A 17,185-nucleotide genomic window follows, 5' to 3' on the forward strand; every position below is an offset into this window, starting at 1 on the left:
CCTCCAAATTTTTATTATGAACGGTATACAAAATCAAAGCCCTGCCATAAATGCTCTTTTTCCGGCTGTTTCTCCATAAGAAAAAACGCCCATTTACAAACAAAATGTAAATGGACTGCAGATTCAAAAGATCTTCTCTGTCGTACAACCAATTACTCGTGGCCTGGAACCCTGTCCCTGTACACCACAGCAGGCAGGTCTCCTGGCTCATAGATCCACACACAATGCCTGTCTTCCCGGTCTCCCAGTGACGTCTGCGGCATGCGCTCCCTAAATACAGTGACGAGTTCGTACAGGATTCACACCTGTTTCCCTTTTCACCAGATCAAAACATCCGTTTTATCTGACACCTGCTGTTTTTGTTCAATTAGTTCGTAATATAGCACATCCACAGGAAAAAAGCAATGTTTATTCCAGATTTTGTCTCGAACGTATTTTCGATTTTCTCTTGCATTTTGGTTCGCATCATGCTATGATGCTTTTAGAACATTTGTTCTTTTCTATAAATGAAACCTGATGATAATACCGTGTTCCGATTGATCCTGACGAACACAGAGAAGGAGACCTGACATGCAGATTCCAAAACAAATGACCGTCATGGAAAAATTACAGATCTTATCCGACGCCGCCAAATATGACGTTGCGTGTACTTCGAGCGGCGTAGACCGGAAGGGAAACGGTCACGGCATGGGAAACTGCATTGCGCCCGGCATCTGTCATACATTTTCGGGGGACGGAAGATGCGTTTCCCTGTTAAAGATCCTTTTTACCAACGAATGTATCTTCAACTGTTCCTATTGCCAGAACAACTGCATGAATGACATTCCGCGCGCCTCGTTCACTCCGGATGAAGTCAGTTCCCTTACCATGGAATTTTACCGGCGCAATTATATCGAAGGACTTTTTTTAAGTTCCGGTATTCTGGTGAGCCCGAACTACACGATGGAGCTGATCTATCAGACGCTCTACCAGCTCCGCATAAAGCATCACTTTAACGGATATATCCATGTAAAGGCGATTCCTGGTGCCGACCCCGCCCTGATCGAGCGCACCGGCTTTCTTGCTGACCGCATGAGCATCAATCTGGAGCTTCCGACCTCAGACTCCCTGCATACGCTTGCCCCGTGCAAATCCAGACGCACGATCTTAACACCCATGCGTCAGATCCAGAACGGCATCCGAAACGACAGGCTGCTTCTTTCCGACGGTGCTTCTTCTACTGACGCTTCCTCTGCCGGATCTGTCTTTCCTCCGGCAGTTTCCGGTAATCCGCACATGGATCTGTCCGCTCCGTCCTCCCGCTTTGTTCCGGCTGGTCAGAGCACCCAGATGATCATCGGCGCCACCCCGGAAAATGACTATCAGATCATGAGCGTGGCGGAAGGGCTTTATCAGAAGTTTGATTTAAAACGTGTCTTTTATTCTGCCTTTGTAAATGTCACCGAGGATTCGAGTCTCCCGGTTCTGCCCGGCGGCCCGCCGCTTCTGCGGGAACACCGCCTGTATCAGGCGGACTGGCTGCTGCGCTACTATCACTTTTCGGTAAACGAACTGCTCTCGGAGGACAACCCGAACTTCAATATTTATCTTGATCCGAAATGTGACTGGGCACTGCGCCATCTGGAGTATTTCCCGGTGGAGATCAATCGCGCAGATTATAAGACCCTGCTCCGTGTTCCGGGCATCGGTGCCAAATCCGCCAAACGCATCCTCCAGGCAAGACGCTCTGCCAGACTGGACTTCCCGGATTTAAAGAAGATGGGCGTTGTCTTAAAACGCGCGCTTTACTTTATCACCTGCTCCGGCAAAATGATGTACCGCACCAAATTAGAAGAAAACTACATCTGCGAAAACCTGCTGCGGGATAAGACACAGATCCCGCGTGAGATCCGCGAGAGCGGTTATAAACAGATTTCTTTATTTGATGTCGGTATGACAGAACCACCGCAGCTTTGTTCTGCGAAATGAGGTATTTCCCAATGTATGTATTTGTATGTCATGATGACCCGGACAGTATTTTTACTGCCATATATGATGCCTGGGCAAGCCGCCTGGGACATAAAAACATCCGCATTCTCGCGAAAGAACCGGAAAATTATGAACTCTTCTGTGAATATATCCATGTAACCACAGATGCCGAAAAGAGCCGGAAAGTTGCCGATACCATACGGCGCCGGCTTGGAGCTGCCGCCTCCCCGGTCCTGTTTCAGGCGATCATGGCAGACGAGAGCGGCATTGCCGGATCCGGACGCAGGTCGTCGTCCTCATCTTTTTCCATTACAAAGGCGGACGCGCTCTACCGCACGCTGCTGCTCGCCTTCTCCATGGAGTATCCGGATCGCGTCCTCGAGTGTCTCGGCAATCCCTACGTTCTCTATCTGTTTGAACTTTCAAGAAGTGTACAAAACGAAGCGCACCACCTGCTCGGCTTTCTGCGCTTTAAAGAACTGCGCTCCGGCATCCTGTTTTCCGAGATCCACCCGAAAAATGATGTCCTCCCAATCCTGGGGGAACACTTTTGTGACCGGCTGCCGCAGGAAAATTTTATGATCTATGACGGAACACGGAAACTGGCACTGATCCACCGCGCCGGGGCTTTCGATTTTCTGATTGCCAATGCTTCCGCACTGGATCAGAACCTGATCCAAAACTACTCCGATTCCGAGCTCGAATACCAGAAGCTCTGGTGCGGTTTCTTTGAAAGCATTACAATCGAAGCCCGCAAAAATCCGTCACTTCAGAATCAGAACATTCCGAAACGTTTCCAAAAAGATACGGTGGAATTTCAAAACTGAAACTCCACCGTATCCGGTATCTCTGTTTTACTTTACCCGCGCAAACAGCTTTTTCGCATTTGCGTTCGTTGTCTGTAATACTTCTTCTGTTGAAATACTTTTAATTTCCGCGATTTTTTCTACAACATACGGAATAAAAAGCGAACTGTTCCGCTCGCCCCGGTGCGGTTCCGGCGCCATATACGGACAATCCGTTTCAAGCAGGATCCGCTCCAGCGGAATCTCTTCGACCACTGCCCGAAGCTTCTTCGCGTTCTTAAACGTCAGCACTCCGCCTACGCCGATATCATAGCCCATCTTCAGAAATTCACGCGCCATCTCTACCGAATAGGAGTAACAATGGATCACGCCCGGCATTTCACGCATCGGCGTTTCCTTTAAGATCTGCATGGTATCCTCTGCGGCATCCCTGGAGTGGATGATGACCGGAAGATCCTTCTCTTTTGCCAGTTCCAGCTGGCGTTTGAACCAGTAACGCTGATTCTCCTGCACCTGCGGCTCTTTATCCCAGTAATAGTCCAGTCCGATCTCCCCGACTGCCACCGCCTTTTTGTGCTCCGCAGCCTGCTCGATCGCCTTAAAATTTTCCTCGTTTAACTCTGTCACATCACTCGGATGCACCCCGACCGCCGCATAAATAAAGTCATACTGCTCCGCGAGGGCAATGCTCTTTTCCGTCGTCTCAAGACTGGAACCGACATTGATCACATATTCAATGTCATGTTCCGGCAGGGATGCAATAAATGCCTCCCTGTCCGCATCAAATTTTGCATCCTCATAATGCGCATGTGTCTCAAATATCTTACTATGCAATTTCCGCTCCTGACGGCATTGGTTTCTCAGAGGTCATAAGAGACAGATTTCCGTCCGCATCTTCTGCGCACAGCAGCATTCCTTCTGAAAGAACTCCTGCCAGTTTTGCCGGTTTTAAGTTTACAAGTACCATGACCTTTTTACCCACCATTTCTTCCGGGGTATAGTACTTATGGATGCCGGAAACGATCTGCTTTACGCTGCTTCCGACCTTTACCTTGGAGCAGAGCAGTTTTTTGGACTTCGGAACTGCCTCACACGCGATCACTTCTCCGATCTGGAACTGCAGTTTTTCAAAATCTTCAAAGGTGATCTCCGGTTTTGCCTCGATGTCGATTCCGCCTTCTTCGCCTGCGGCTGCTTCACTTTCCTCTTTCTTCGGATGAAGCTCTTCCACTTTCTTCATAACTTCTTCGATATCCAGACGCGCAAAGAGGATCTCCGGTGTCTCAGTCACTTGGGTTCCGCTTACATAATGACCGAAGGTACCCAGCTCATCAAACGGAATCTCCTTGGTATTTAACTGTGCGAAGATCTTTTCCGCTGTATCCGGCATAAAGCTCTTTAAGAGCGTTGCTCCCATGGTGATGCCCTCTACCAGGTTGTATAATACCGTCTCAAGACGCGGCTTGGTCGCATCATCCTTTGCAAGGATCCACGGCGTTGTCTCATCGATATATTTGTTGCAGCGCTTAAAAAGATTGAAGATTTCCGTGATCGCATCCGCTACACGAAGATCCGCCATCTTCTTCTCTACCTTTCCAACGGTCTCTGTCGCTACTTTCTTTAAGTCATCATCTACTGCTTCGCTCACCTTGGTATCCGTTACCACACCGCCAAAATACTTGTTGCTCATGGAGATGGTACGGTTTACAAGGTTTCCGAGCGTGTTCGCAAGATCAGAGTTAATTCTCTCTACTAAAAGATCCCAGGTGATCACACCGTCATTGTCAAATGGCATCTCATGCAGTACAAAATAGCGCACCGCGTCTACACCAAAGAAATCTACCAGTTCATCCGCATACAGGACATTTCCTTTTGATTTACTCATCTTGCCGTCTCCAAGCAACAGCCACGGATGTCCGAATACCTGCTTTGGCAGTGGCAGATCGAGTGCCATCAGAAAGATCGGCCAGTAGATCGTATGGAAACGGATAATGTCCTTTCCGATCAGATGAAGATCCGCCGGCCAGTTTTTATTAAACAGCTCCGAGGAATTGCCATCCGCGTCATATCCGATCTTGGTGATATAGTTTGTCAGCGCATCCAGCCATACATAAACGACATGCTTCGGATCAAAATCTACCGGGATTCCCCATTTAAAGGAAGTTCTGGATACACAAAGATCCTGAAGTCCCGGAAGCAGGAAATTGTTCATCATCTCATTTTTTCTGGAAACCGGCTGGATAAATTCCGGATGTGTATTGATGTGCTCGATCAGGCGATCCGCATACTTGCTCATTTTAAAGAAATATGCCTCCTCCTTTGCCGGCTTTACTTCACGGCCGCAATCCGGGCACTTTCCGTCCACTAACTGTGACTCTGTCCAGAAAGATTCACACGGTGTACAGTAAAGTCCCTCATAGGATCCCTTGTAAATGTCACCTTTATCGTAGAGCTTCTTAAAGATCTTCTGAACCTGTTTCTTGTGATCCGCGTCGGTAGTACGGATAAAATTATCATAGGAAGCATTCATCAGATCCCAGATCTTCTTTACCTCCGCAGATACCTGATCCACATATTCCTGCGGTGAGATTCCGGCTTCCTCTGCCTTTAACTCGATCTTCTGGCCATGCTCATCGGTTCCTGTCTGGAAATAGACATCATAGCCTTCCTGTCTTTTGTAACGCGCGATCGCATCTGCAAGCACGATCTCATAAGTATTCCCGATGTGCGGTTTGCCGGATGCGTATGCGATTGCAGTTGTCATATAAAATTTTCCTTTGTCTGCCATCTTTTTATCTCCTCTTTTTCTTATTGCTATATATAAAAAAACCGCCCTCACTTCCGGATCTTCCGGAAATGAAGACGGGATCAACCGTGTTACCACTTCACTTTACTCCTACCTCGCGGTAAAAGCCTCATCAGGTACAGCATCTGTTAAAAACGATGCGATACTCTCCGCTGTAACAGGCGGTCCTGTCAGAACTTATCCATCACGGTTCAGCCCTGCCACTCCAAAGCCATCTTCTATCTGCCTGCCTATACCCCGCTCTCAGCAATCCGGGACTCTCTGTCATATTTTTGCAGATATACTCTCTTTTTCAACGTGTTTACATTCGCTTTATTAAAACTATCACAGTCTTTTTCACTTGTCAACTTTTTACTCAGTCTTCAAAAAAGTCGTCCAGCTTTGTTCCGCAGCTTGCGCAGAAGCTTGCGTCCTCTGCAACTTCCGCTCCGCAGTTCGGACATTTCTTTGCTCCCTTTAAGTTCATAAGCTGTGTTTTCATATCTGATATCGCGCTTAAAGCCTCTTCAATGACGTTGCACTCTTCATAATCCAGAATGTCGTCATCCTTATGCGCTTCATAATATTTCTTTCCGATCAGCGCATACTGTTTCTCCACAAAGTCTTCCTTTGCGCGGATATCCATCTTTAATTTTGCCACACTTGAAAGTTCTTTTGCCTTCTCTGTTACATCTTTTCCGGCGCTCACGATCGTATCACCGATTTTTTCAAAAATTTCCATCAGGCATCTCTCCTTTACCAATTTTTTATATTATAGTCTCTTTTTCCCGGATTTTCAATCATTTTGCATGCCTAACGCTTGCAGATATATACCATATAAACCGCATAGACCAAAAGCATTACAATGCCTTCCCCGCGCGTGAGTTTCTTTTTGCTCTGCGCAAAGAACCATACTTCCAGGCTCATGAAAATGAGCAGTATGATATCTATGATATTTTCCCGGATAAACTGGATCGGGCTTATCGCAGCCGCGATTCCGAGTACAAACAGGATGTTAAAGATATTCGATCCGATCACATTTCCGAGTGCCATATCCACTTCGTTTTTGCGTGCCGCAACAATAGAAGTCACAAGTTCCGGCAAAGATGTTCCGAGTGCCACGATCGTAAGACCGATCAGCGTCTGGCTCAGGCCAAATTCTGCCGCAATCACGGATGCGCCGTTTACGACCGCGTCTCCGCCGAGTGCAATACCGATCGCTCCCACAACAATAAATACGATGCATTTCCATACCGGAAGGATCTCTACCTCATCCGCGATCTCCTGATCTTCCTGTTCCGCCGCCGTAATATCTCCGTCCCGTCTTGCCTTTAACGCGGATTTTACCATGATCACCAAAAATACCGCAAAGACCACGAGTAAAATGATTCCGTCCACTCTGCCAAGCGTCATTCCAAAATATCCGAGCACAAGTAACAGTCCCGCTACGATGATTGAAAACGGAAGGTCACGCTTTAACGTGTCTCTCTGTACTGCAAGCGGTGTAAAAAGCGCGCATACCCCACAGACGACCATCAGATTAAAAATATTTGAACCTACGGCATTGCTGACTGCCAGCGAATTGTTATTCGTAATCGATGCCGTCACACTGACTGCACACTCCGGCAGACTGGTTCCCATTGCAACGACCGTCATACCGATGATGATCGATGGTACCCGCAGACGCTTCGCCACACTTGCGCTTCCGTCTACGAAAAAGTCTGCCCCTTTGATCAAAAAAATAAAACCAACGATCAGTGTGATAATTGCCACGATCAATTCTCTCATTCCATTTCTCCTTTTCTCTTATTGGTTTTTGTGGATCTTCCCACAAACCGGTAAAATATTATTTACAATGCAAGGATACCCAGATGCTCCAGTAAAATCTTAAGTCCGAGCAGCACAAGGATCAGTCCGCCGACAAACTCCGCTCTGTTTTTGTACTTGCTTCCGAAGAAATTGCCGATATAAACGCCGCCGACCGAGATCACAAATGTCGTACATCCAATGATCGAGATCGCTTCCACGATCGGAGTTCCGAGAAACGCAAAGGTAATTCCTACAGCCAGCGCATCGATACTTGTCGCTACCGCAAGCACAAACATCTCTTTTATATTTAACGGCACATCCTCTTTTTTTACAACCCCATCTTCTTCTTTTTTTAGGGATTCTACCATCATTTTTCCACCGATAAATCCAAGCAGCACAAAAGCCACCCAGTGATCGATGCTCTTGATGTAATGTTCAAACTGTCTGCCGAGCACCCAACCGATAAAAGGCATCAGTGCCTGAAATCCTCCAAAGAACAGTCCGATCGTCACGGTCTGCTTCTTGTTTACCTTGACCATGCCAAGACCCTTACAGACGGACACCGCGAACGCGTCCATCGACAATCCGATTCCCATTAAAAACAATTCAATAAATAATGCCATTTGATTCACCCTCATTTCGTTTTTCTCCCCGAGTTTACGCAGCTTTGTCCATTTTCATAATATGTGTAAAAAAAAGCCCATGTATGCCCTTTTTTTCAGGCACACATGAGTCTCATTCTTTAAGATTTGCCAGGTCCGTCGGACCAGTCTGTTGACAAACCACGCTTTTTTAACTGCTTGCGCGAACTACTCCCTCAAGGAAATCTTTCGTTTTTAGAAATTTCCTCTAATATACCGAACTAATGATAAAATGTCAATCCTAATTGATAAAAAGCTGGCAGTTGTACTAAAATAAATACATAATCTTCCATAAAACTTAGAAAACATTTTTCTGTTGACAAACTTCCTTTTCCATGTTTATAATGGCGTTAGTTTCAAATTAAAAAAGGCAGTGACAGGAACAAGTAGATTTAAGTGAAACAGACAGAAAGCAGCCGGTGGATGAGAGGCGCGTGGGAAGCTTATTTTGAATACCTCCTCAAGCCTTGCACCGAAATCCGCTTATGGATCACATTTCATAGACGTACAGTAGGCTGCAACGTTTTGCACCCGTTATCGTGCAAAAGTATTGATTGATACTTGCTGAGACAGGAAGCGTGAGTTTCCTGTAAACTAAGGTGGTAACACGAGCAGATACCTCGTCCTTTGATGGGACGGGGTTTTTTTATTCAATTTTTTATGAAAAAGGAGAGCAAAAATGACAGTATATGACGAATTAGTTGCCCGCGGTCTGATCGCCCAGGTAACCGATGAAAAAGAGATCAAAGAACTCGTAAACAACGGAAAAGCCGTTTTCTACATCGGCTTCGACCCGACCGCAGACAGCCTGCATGTCGGACACTTTATGGCACTCTGCCTGATGAAACGTCTCCAGATGGCAGGCAACAAACCGATCGCTTTGATTGGCGGCGGTACCGCAATGATCGGTGATCCGTCCGGACGTACCGACATGCGCCAGATGATGACCAAAGAGACGATCGACCACAACGTAGAATGCTTCAAAAAGCAGATGAGCCGTTTCATTGATTTCTCCGATGACAAAGCGCTTTTGGTAAACAATGCGGACTGGCTCTTAGATCTGAACTATGTCGATGTACTGCGCGATATCGGACCGCATTTCTCCGTAAACCGCATGCTCACCGCAGAGTGCTACAAACAGCGTATGGAACGCGGTCTGAGCTTCCTGGAATTTAACTACATGATCATGCAGAGTTTCGACTTCTACACCCTGTTCCAGAAATATGGCTGTAACATGGAATTCGGCGGGGATGACCAGTGGAGCAACATGCTCGGCGGTACCGAACTGATCCGCCGTAAGCTTGGAAAAGACGCTTACGCCATGACGATCAACCTCTTATTAAATTCCGAAGGAAAAAAGATGGGCAAAACCCAGTCCGGCGCTGTATGGCTTGATCCGAACAAGACATCTCCGTTTGAATTTTACCAGTACTGGAGAAATGTCTCCGACGCTGACGTTTTAAAATGCCTGCGCATGCTCACTTTCCTGCCGTTAGAACAGATCGATGAGATGGACAAATGGGAAGGCAGCCAGTTAAATCAGGCAAAAGAGATCCTTGCATTCGAGCTGACCAAGCTGGTACATGGCGAAGAAGAAGCGAAAAAAGCCGAGGAAGGTGCGAAAGCTCTGTTTGCCGGCGGTGGAAATACCGACAATATGCCGACTACCGTTCTTGCCGCGGACGATTTCCGTGAAGATACGATCGATATCTTAACGCTTCTCGTAAAATCCGGGTTAAGCGCTTCCAGAAACGAAGCACGCCGTGCCGTAGAACAGGGCGGTGTCTCCTTAGACGGCGAAAAAGTAACCGATATCAAAGCTGCTTTTGAAAAAACCACTTTTTCCGGTGATGGCGTCGTAGTAAAACGTGGAAAGAAAAACTTCCGCAAGATCACTTTATAATAAAAATTCATGTAACATTTGTTACAATAACAGAAAGACCGACCCAGGCGTCAGAATTCCTTTTCCGGCGACCTGCGGTCGGTTTATTTTTTTACTCTGTAATTAAGATCCTCGGCTCCACTTTTTTGATCTGTCCGGACAGAAGAAACGCAACGATCATAAAGATCAACGTTACGATAGCTGCCGGCCGGATCATTGCCACCGGATCAAGCTTTGAGGAGAATGCCGCAATCCCGCAGCGCTGCAGAAATACTCCAACGATCGGATCCGTAAACAGCGCACTGGAAATGATCCCGCCTATCCCTCCGATAGCGGAGACGATGCCAAAACGCAGTGCAAACATGATACGAAGTCTGTGTGAGGTAAAACCAAGAGACTTATAAATGCCCAGATCATTTTTCTCCTGATACAGGATCCGGCTTCCGGTCATGGCGATCACCACAAATATGAACAGAACCGAAATGACATACATCAGCTTTCGAAAGGCCTGCAGCGCCGATACGATACCGTCAAGCCCCGACCAGGAATCCGGATTATCTATCTGAATCCGGTCTCCATATGTTTCCTTCAATTCCCGGATCATCGACTTCGCTTTATCCGGATCTTTTAACACATAGTAGGTATAATACCGGTTTTCCTCCGTCAGCCCGAACTTTTCCGCCCCTTCTTTGCTGATCCCGAAATTTGCTCCCATATCATTGGCACACTGGTACACGCCGCTTATGATAAATTCCTCTGTTTTTCCATCATAATCGACCTCCACAACATCTCCAATATCTTTTCCAATTTCCTTTGCTACCGTTTCCGTAACTAATATTTCATCTCCGTATTTGCATATCCGTCCACGCAGCAGATGATAAAGCTCCGGTTTTTCATTCACATTCATCAGGTAATCGATCTGATCCACCGAAGCATTCTTCATGACATACAAAAAAGAATCTTTGATTCCGGCCTTCTTTTGCATCCAGTCCTCGATCTCTTTTTTCAGCTCCTGCTCATCCGACCCATCATCCGTATACTTTATTCCGATATCATAAGATACTGTATTAAATTCCTGCATGAGACCATCCCCATCCGGTCCGATCCACGCTCCGAGCCTTGCAGTCAGCGACAGGAAAAATACGAGCAGAGCCGTCACGATTCCGGCACTGATATACTGTTTTTTGCCGGAAAGCATCTGGCGGAACGCGAGATGAAAAGAAAGCCCCCGCTTATAGATCCCCGTTGTCATTCTGCTCTTAAAATGTACATCCTGTATTCCTCCGCGGATCGCGCGAATTGGCGTAATTTTGCCTACTTTTGCTGTTTTTGTAAAAATAACAACGAAAAGCAGCAATAAGATCACTCCGAGTGATGCTGCGCATATCCCTGCCGGCAGTGTTGCCGGGATCATCAGCCCGGTTGCCGGTATGATCAGACGATCGATATACCGCACCACCGGATACGTAGCCGGTATTCCGTATGCCATTCCAAGTACGATGGAGAAAAGATACTGATACATTTTTACCCGGCGCAGATCTTTGTTTGTAAAACCGATCGCCTTTAAAACACCCATGTTGGTATAATCCTGCTCGATTCCGGTCGTGATACTGTGGCTCAATACCACAACCGCCACAACGACGAGTACCGTCACAAATACGAGGAAGAAACCGACAAAAATATTTTGTGCAATCAGCATAAATCCTTCTATGGTCGTTTTGGAATAAGATCTATAGGTGTAGTTTTTCAGATCCGTATTCTCATTGAGTTCCTTTATAAATTCTTTTGTCTTCTGTCCGCTGTCTTTTTTTTGAAAAATATGCAGCATTTCCGCATCCGCAACGGTAGACGCGTCCCCTGCCATAAGCGCATTCTGTTCGAGTTCTTCCATTGAAGCCTTATTGATCAGCATGGTTTTCACCCCCATCATGGAACTTCCCGCAAACGGGTCTTCAAAAAATCCCCTAATCGTAAAACGCATTTGCTTTTCCTCACCGGCGATCTGGATCTCTACCGAATCTCCGATGTCTACTCCATACATCGTGATAAACGATGGGGATACATACATTTCTCCGTCTTTTGGCTCTTTCGGATTTTTCTGTATCCCGGTAAGATCTTCCTTATAAATATAATAATCATAATTTTCCGGTTCGTAGACTGCAAGCATTCCGTTATTCTGCGTTTGTTTTTTTCCAACCTTATACAATACCTGTTTGATCTTCTGCCGCTCCGTTTTCTCTGTACCGCGAAGTTCCTCAATCTGATCGATCAGCTCCTCTACGCCCGGCTGCTCGATGATCCAGCTTGTCACATCACCGTAACCGACACGGTCTAACTGTTCGCTTTCATATACCCTGCTGTTCTGCCCGACCGCAAGTACTGCACAGAGTGCCATCGTAATGATAAAAACAAGGATCAGCATACCAAAAAAAACGCCTTTTTGCTTTTTGATATTCTTTTTTAACAATAATATATACTTCATTCTGACTCACCCCCTACCATGACATGGAGGAGAGCCATGCGTCTACCTGCTTTTCCCTGTTTTTCGCGTCTTTACTCTCATAAGGCGGCATTTCCATTTCGCCGCTTATCTTTCCATCCTCCAGATAGAGAAAACGGTCTGCATGGATTGCGGCGCGGATATCGTGTGTTACCATCAAAATGCTCTGTCCCTGCCGGTTCAGCTCCGTCAAAAGATCCAGCACATCTTCGGTATTGCGCTTGTTTAATGCCCCGGTCGGCTCATCCGCAAAAATGATCTCAGGCTCATTCATCATCGCGCGGGCGATCGCTGCACGCTGTGCCTCTCCGCCGGACACCTGGGAAGGCAGACGATCTTTTGCATGCTCTACATGTGTCTGTGTAAGCAGCGCAAGCGCGCGTTCCCGCACTTCCTTCGTGCTCTTCTTCTGCCCCAGATAGCCGACCACAGCAGCATTTTCCAGAAGTGTCAAATTACTAATCAGATGCATCTGCTGAAAAATAAAACCGAATTCCCTTGCTCGGATATCTGCCATCTGTTTTTCCGCGTAGGAGTTAAGCTCCTTATCTTTATAATAGATTTTGCCGTTCGTTGCTGTATCCATTCCGCTCAACGTATACAAAAGTGTCGATTTTCCGGCTCCCGAAGATCCCATGATGACCGTAAAATCTCCCTTGTAAATCTCTAAATTTATCATATCGAGTACATGATTCTGTCCACCATTGTTCGCAAAACTTTTGCACAGATCAACAGCCTTTAAAATTTGTGTTTTCATTTTTTGTCCTTTCTGTTATATCGATTGACTATGTTATAACAAAAAAGTTTTTAAGAAGTCTTTAAGAGATTTCTTTTTTGCATATTTTTCTTTTTCTGTCATAAGATATACTATGAAAAATATGAATTTTTTAAAATCTAATATGATCCTCGGAACTGTTTTTGTTCTGATCACCGGCACGATCTCTCATTTCATTTATGACTGGTCTGGTCAAAACTACATACTCGGACTGATTTTTCCGACAAACGAATCCACCTGGGAACACATGAAGCTGGTCTTTTTTCCCATGCTTCTCTGCGCGTTTTTTCTGAACCGCCGGCTTATGGCAGATTATCCCTGTATCACCAGCGCTCTGCTTGCTGGCATTTTACTCGGGACTTTTCTGATCCCGGTTCTTTTTTACAGCTATTCCGGTATTCTGGGAAATCATTTTCTCTGGCTTGATATTGCTGTTTTTGCGCTCAGTGTGATCCTCGCTTTTGGGGCTTCTTACCGCCTCACTTTATCCTGCCGGGCAAAAAATTACGGAAATCTGTTCGGGCTGCTTGTCTTTGTTGTCCTGCTTTGCTTTCTCTTTTTCACCTATCATGCACCGGCTCTCGGTCTTTTTACGGATCCGACAAAACAGTTTTAACAAAACCTGCTTTAGCGGATTTTTTCTCCCGGCACATCCGCAAGCTCAAATGTTACGACTGCGTCAAGTCCGTCGGCATGGTTCCTTAACTTCAATTCTCCATCCATCCGTTTTAAAATATAAGTGACGATATAAAGACCAAGTCCGGAGCCCGGTGCATCTCCGGTATTTTTCCCGCGATAAAATTTTTCACAGATAAAAGGCATATCCTGCGGCAGGATCCCTTTTCCATGATCACGCACATGGATCTCATACTTTCCGTCCCGGATCTGCGCGCTCACTTCGATCTTTGTCCCCGGCGCGTATTTTCTTGCATTGTTCAGTAAGTTTTCAATCACCTGCGCAAGCCGCTTTTCATCCAGACAAAGCTCTGCCCTCGGAAACGGCGTATCCAAAACGACCTCTTCATACGCAAAATCCCTACAGATTTCTTCCAAAACCGTATCCATCTGGATCTGCCGCTTTTCTATTTCTAGATGTTCCAGTTCCGAAAGCGAGTGCAGCACCAGATCGTTGGTCAGCCCTGTTACCTCATCACACTTTTTTAGGATCACCGATGCATACTGCTGTCTCTTCTCATAACCGGATTCCAGATTCGCCTCAAGCGCCTCGGCATAGGCACGGATTGATGCGATCGGTGTTTTAATATCGTGCGAAAGTGTCGCAATGATCGTCTTATTTTCCTGTATCGCATATTCCTCACGTTTTCTTGCCCGGATCAGTTCCTCGCGCATATGATCGAACGCCCAGGTAAATGCCCCGAAGAAGTTTGTTCTTTCATAGTCCAGCGAAACGTCAAGATTTCCTTTTGCCAGTTCCCCCGCATACTGCTCCAGTTTTTGAAATGGCGCAAGCATCTTTCTATATAAATAGAAAAAAATAAACAGCATATAGAAAAGGACGATCACCCCACAGGTAACCGTCACCTGAATCGTATATGATCTTTTTCCTTCCGGCGTATCTTCCTTCAATGTTTCACGAAGCGCCTCAATCTCTGCCTGCGCCGGATTACTGCCATCCTCATTTTTTGTGAGCTGTTCCACCTCATTTAAGAGAACAAGCTTCTCTCCCCGGTCTGCCACGATCTCTTTTCTCTGCATAAATAAGAGATAACCAGCACAGATCAAAAGCCAGACCGCCGTTATTACAAACACACTTCGCAAAAGTTGTTTTTTCAATGGTATCCTCCTCATTTTGTCTGCTTCCCGCTTTACTTTTCTTCCGCACACAGACAATATCCCACGCCCCAGACCGTCTTTATCCATTTTGGTTCTGCGGCATTGTCCTCTAATTTTTCCCTAAGCCAGCGGATATGTACCGCGACCGTGGCAATTTCCGCCTCCGAAAAAGCGCCCCACACTTCATGGAGCAATTCTTCTTTCTTTACCACCTGATTTTTATGTCTGCAAAGATAAGCCAGCACATCAAATTCTTTCAATGCCAGCTTTACTTCTTTTCCACCACGTTCTACTTTTCGCATACCGATATCCACACGGACCGATCCAAACTCGTAGATACTTTCCCGTTCCTCTGTTCCGTAAGTACGCCGCATCAGCGCATTGACGCGCGCGATCAGTTCTTTTAACGAATACGGCTTTGCCAGATAGTCATCTCCGCCCATCTCAAGTCCTGTGATCTTATCATCTTCACTTGTCCGTGCGCTGGCAAATATGACCGGAACCTTTGATACGCTTCTTAACTCCTTTAACACCTCAAATCCCGTTCCGTCCGGCAGATTAATGTCCAGTATCATTAACGAAAATTGTTCCTTCTTTAAAATTTCAAATGTTTCTTCGCAGCTTTCCACAATCTTTACTTCGTATCCATATGTTTTCAACATATCCCGGATAATTTCCGCAAGATCCCGGTCATCATCTACCAGCAAAATCTTTTTCTCCATACCTGCTCCCGCTTTATGCTTCTACCTCAGACTACTCTCAGATTACTGTTCGGAGTCATAACTTGTATCACGAACATAAGTCGTTCCATTGTAAATGATCTTATCTTTATCCACATATTCCATGGTAATTTCCCCGTTTTGTGGATTTCTTCTCGCAAAAATCACCTTATTGTTGTTATATGCAACGATCGACTCGTAATTAAAGGCATCCCCCTTGTTTTGTGAAAGAAAAAGACTATTTCCCTTTCCATCCAGACTGTCTCCATATGCATACAGATATAAGATATCCGCGTCTTCTTTCGATGCATCTTCTCCCTGCGCCACATATACGCCGGTAAATTTAGAAGAGATCTCGTTATAATCGATCGTTACGTTATCGGTCAAAAGACTGGCAGAAAGTTTTTCCGGTTCTCCGGTAGGCGCCTCAAAATCTAATATCTTCCATTCTCCCTGATTTAACGCAAATGAAACCGTATATATGGCACTCATATTCCTCTGAAGCGAATCCGTGCCGGTTGCCTCTGCCTCCGGTATATCCGCCCACTGATCTACCGCCACCCGCAGATTCATTCGAATAATATCTGCGGTATTCTTTTCATAATGAAATACATCACTCTTAAAATTATGTCCCTGGTCCGAAACCGAAACGATATAGTGAAGTTCCCCTTTTTCGTAAGATTTGTCTGCACCGGAAATAATCCCTGCGTTTAACATATCTTCCACCAATGTATTTACCCCGTCTCTGGACACCGCTCCGCTTACATCCGCAAAACTTCCCGGCACCTCTTTTATCACATCCTCCGAGGAGCCTTCCTTTCCATCAACGATCAGATCCTGCGCCGCCTGCTCGATCACCGGCTGCACCAATGCACAAAGCTCTTCTACCGTAACATAATTTCCGGTCTCACTTTTCATTGCCGCATTCGCTTCTGTTTTGTTTTCCACAGCGGTAAGCTCTGCTTCCGAATTATCCACAACCTCCATCTGTTGTTCTGTGGATGACTCCGTCTTTGAGCTTCCATTTACGGTATCTGTGCCGGTTCCCTGCTCTCCTTCTAAAACCGATGACTTTCCTCCACATCCCAAAACTGTTGTGAGTAAAAGCATCCCCATACATATGCTGACTATTCTTTTCTTCATTTTTCATCCTCCCTTTATTTCCATTATCGTTATTTATCATTCTTTTCTACTTTTATTATAATAGATATTTCAAATAATATATATAGAAAAAAAGAGACTTAAAAAATTAAGTCTCTTTTCGAGGCGACTAACGGATTTGAACCGATGATCAGGGAGTTGCAGTCCCACGCCTTACCACTTGGCTAAGTCGCCATACTTTATTATATTCTATCAAAACAGGAATTATACGTCAAGTAAATCCTGGATGACTCCGACGGGAATCGAACCCGTGTTACCGCCGTGAAAGGGCGATGTCTTAACCGCTTGACCACGGAGCCGTTCTCTCTTGTTTGCTTCTTTCCTCTTTTCGGAAAAAAAAAGCTC

14 protein-coding genes, 2 tRNA genes, 1 riboswitch and 1 other annotated feature are annotated in these 17,185 nt (G+C 45.9%); of the genes, 4 read left to right on the forward strand and 12 right to left on the reverse strand.

Annotated features, from left to right (window positions below; all coding sequences use genetic code 11):
- Window positions 1-175: 175 nt before the first annotated feature.
- Window positions 176-369, reverse strand: a riboswitch (cobalamin riboswitch).
- Between the two features lie 201 nt (window positions 370-570).
- The gene (locus H8Z76_RS12285; protein WP_186982640.1) at window positions 571-1,968 is read left to right on the forward strand and encodes a putative DNA modification/repair radical SAM protein; all 1,398 of its coding nucleotides are present in this window, start codon (window positions 571-573) and stop codon (window positions 1,966-1,968) included.
- Between the two features lie 11 nt (window positions 1,969-1,979).
- Window positions 1,980-2,795, forward strand: coding sequence for a TIGR03915 family putative DNA repair protein (locus H8Z76_RS12290; protein ID WP_186982642.1), 816 nt, complete (start codon window positions 1,980-1,982; stop codon window positions 2,793-2,795).
- Window positions 2,796-2,822: 27 nt separating this feature from the next.
- On the opposite strand, the gene H8Z76_RS12295 is transcribed toward H8Z76_RS12290, so the two are convergent.
- The 5 genes from H8Z76_RS12295 to H8Z76_RS12315 form a co-directional block, all read right to left on the reverse strand.
- A complete protein-coding gene (locus H8Z76_RS12295; RefSeq protein WP_207723140.1) occupies window positions 2,823-3,608 on the reverse strand; it encodes a TatD family hydrolase in 786 nt (261 codons plus the stop codon).
- On the reverse strand, window positions 3,601-5,562 hold the full coding sequence (gene metG, locus H8Z76_RS12300) for a methionine--tRNA ligase (RefSeq protein ID WP_022514329.1): 1,962 nt from the start codon (window positions 5,560-5,562) through the stop codon (window positions 3,601-3,603). The genes H8Z76_RS12295 and metG overlap by 8 nt, the downstream gene beginning before the upstream one ends.
- 67 nt (window positions 5,563-5,629) lie before the next feature.
- Window positions 5,630-5,885, reverse strand: a binding site (T-box leader).
- A gap of 50 nt (window positions 5,886-5,935) precedes the next feature.
- Window positions 5,936-6,301 (reverse strand): zinc ribbon domain-containing protein, encoded by a 366-nt coding sequence (locus H8Z76_RS12305; RefSeq protein WP_022514330.1) that lies wholly within the window; start codon window positions 6,299-6,301, stop codon window positions 5,936-5,938.
- Window positions 6,302-6,372: 71 nt separating this feature from the next.
- Window positions 6,373-7,347: a calcium/sodium antiporter gene (locus H8Z76_RS12310; protein WP_022514331.1), complete on the reverse strand. Its 975-nt coding sequence runs from the start codon at window positions 7,345-7,347 to the stop codon at window positions 6,373-6,375.
- A gap of 62 nt (window positions 7,348-7,409) precedes the next feature.
- On the reverse strand, window positions 7,410-7,991 hold the full coding sequence (locus H8Z76_RS12315) for a manganese efflux pump MntP (RefSeq protein WP_022514332.1): 582 nt from the start codon (window positions 7,989-7,991) through the stop codon (window positions 7,410-7,412).
- A gap of 697 nt (window positions 7,992-8,688) precedes the next feature.
- On the opposite strand from H8Z76_RS12315, the gene tyrS reads away from it, so the two are divergent.
- The gene (gene tyrS, locus H8Z76_RS12320) at window positions 8,689-9,912 is read left to right on the forward strand and encodes a tyrosine--tRNA ligase (protein ID WP_186982644.1); all 1,224 of its coding nucleotides are present in this window, start codon (window positions 8,689-8,691) and stop codon (window positions 9,910-9,912) included.
- Window positions 9,913-10,003: 91 nt separating this feature from the next.
- On the opposite strand, the gene H8Z76_RS12325 is transcribed toward tyrS, so the two are convergent.
- The gene (locus tag H8Z76_RS12325; protein WP_186982645.1) at window positions 10,004-12,373 is read right to left on the reverse strand and encodes an ABC transporter permease; all 2,370 of its coding nucleotides are present in this window, start codon (window positions 12,371-12,373) and stop codon (window positions 10,004-10,006) included.
- 13 nt (window positions 12,374-12,386) lie between these two features.
- Complete coding sequence (locus tag H8Z76_RS12330; protein WP_186982646.1) at window positions 12,387-13,148, reverse strand: ABC transporter ATP-binding protein; 762 nt, start codon at window positions 13,146-13,148, stop codon at window positions 12,387-12,389.
- Between the two features lie 112 nt (window positions 13,149-13,260).
- Between H8Z76_RS12330 and H8Z76_RS12335 the strand changes: the two genes are divergently transcribed.
- Window positions 13,261-13,782: a DUF6512 family protein gene (locus H8Z76_RS12335; RefSeq protein WP_243240548.1), complete on the forward strand. Its 522-nt coding sequence runs from the start codon at window positions 13,261-13,263 to the stop codon at window positions 13,780-13,782.
- Window positions 13,783-13,793: 11 nt separating this feature from the next.
- Here the strand turns inward: H8Z76_RS12335 and H8Z76_RS12340 are convergent, their stop codons facing one another.
- The 5 genes from H8Z76_RS12340 to H8Z76_RS12360 form a co-directional block, all read right to left on the reverse strand.
- A complete protein-coding gene (locus tag H8Z76_RS12340; protein ID WP_022514336.1) occupies window positions 13,794-14,960 on the reverse strand; it encodes a HAMP domain-containing sensor histidine kinase in 1,167 nt (388 codons plus the stop codon).
- Between the two features lie 32 nt (window positions 14,961-14,992).
- Window positions 14,993-15,682 (reverse strand): response regulator transcription factor, encoded by a 690-nt coding sequence (locus H8Z76_RS12345; protein ID WP_022514337.1) that lies wholly within the window; start codon window positions 15,680-15,682, stop codon window positions 14,993-14,995.
- A 42-nt stretch (window positions 15,683-15,724) separates the two neighbouring features.
- The gene (locus tag H8Z76_RS12350; protein ID WP_186982647.1) at window positions 15,725-16,822 is read right to left on the reverse strand and encodes a hypothetical protein; all 1,098 of its coding nucleotides are present in this window, start codon (window positions 16,820-16,822) and stop codon (window positions 15,725-15,727) included.
- Window positions 16,823-16,943: 121 nt separating this feature from the next.
- A tRNA-Cys gene (locus H8Z76_RS12355) sits at window positions 16,944-17,014 on the reverse strand.
- Between the two features lie 53 nt (window positions 17,015-17,067).
- Window positions 17,068-17,139, reverse strand: a tRNA-Glu gene (locus H8Z76_RS12360).
- Window positions 17,140-17,185 lie beyond the last annotated feature (46 nt).

The sequence above is a fragment of the Roseburia yibonii genome (assembly GCF_014297335.1).
Classification (GTDB): Bacteria; Bacillota; Clostridia; order Lachnospirales; family Lachnospiraceae; genus Roseburia_D; species Roseburia_D yibonii.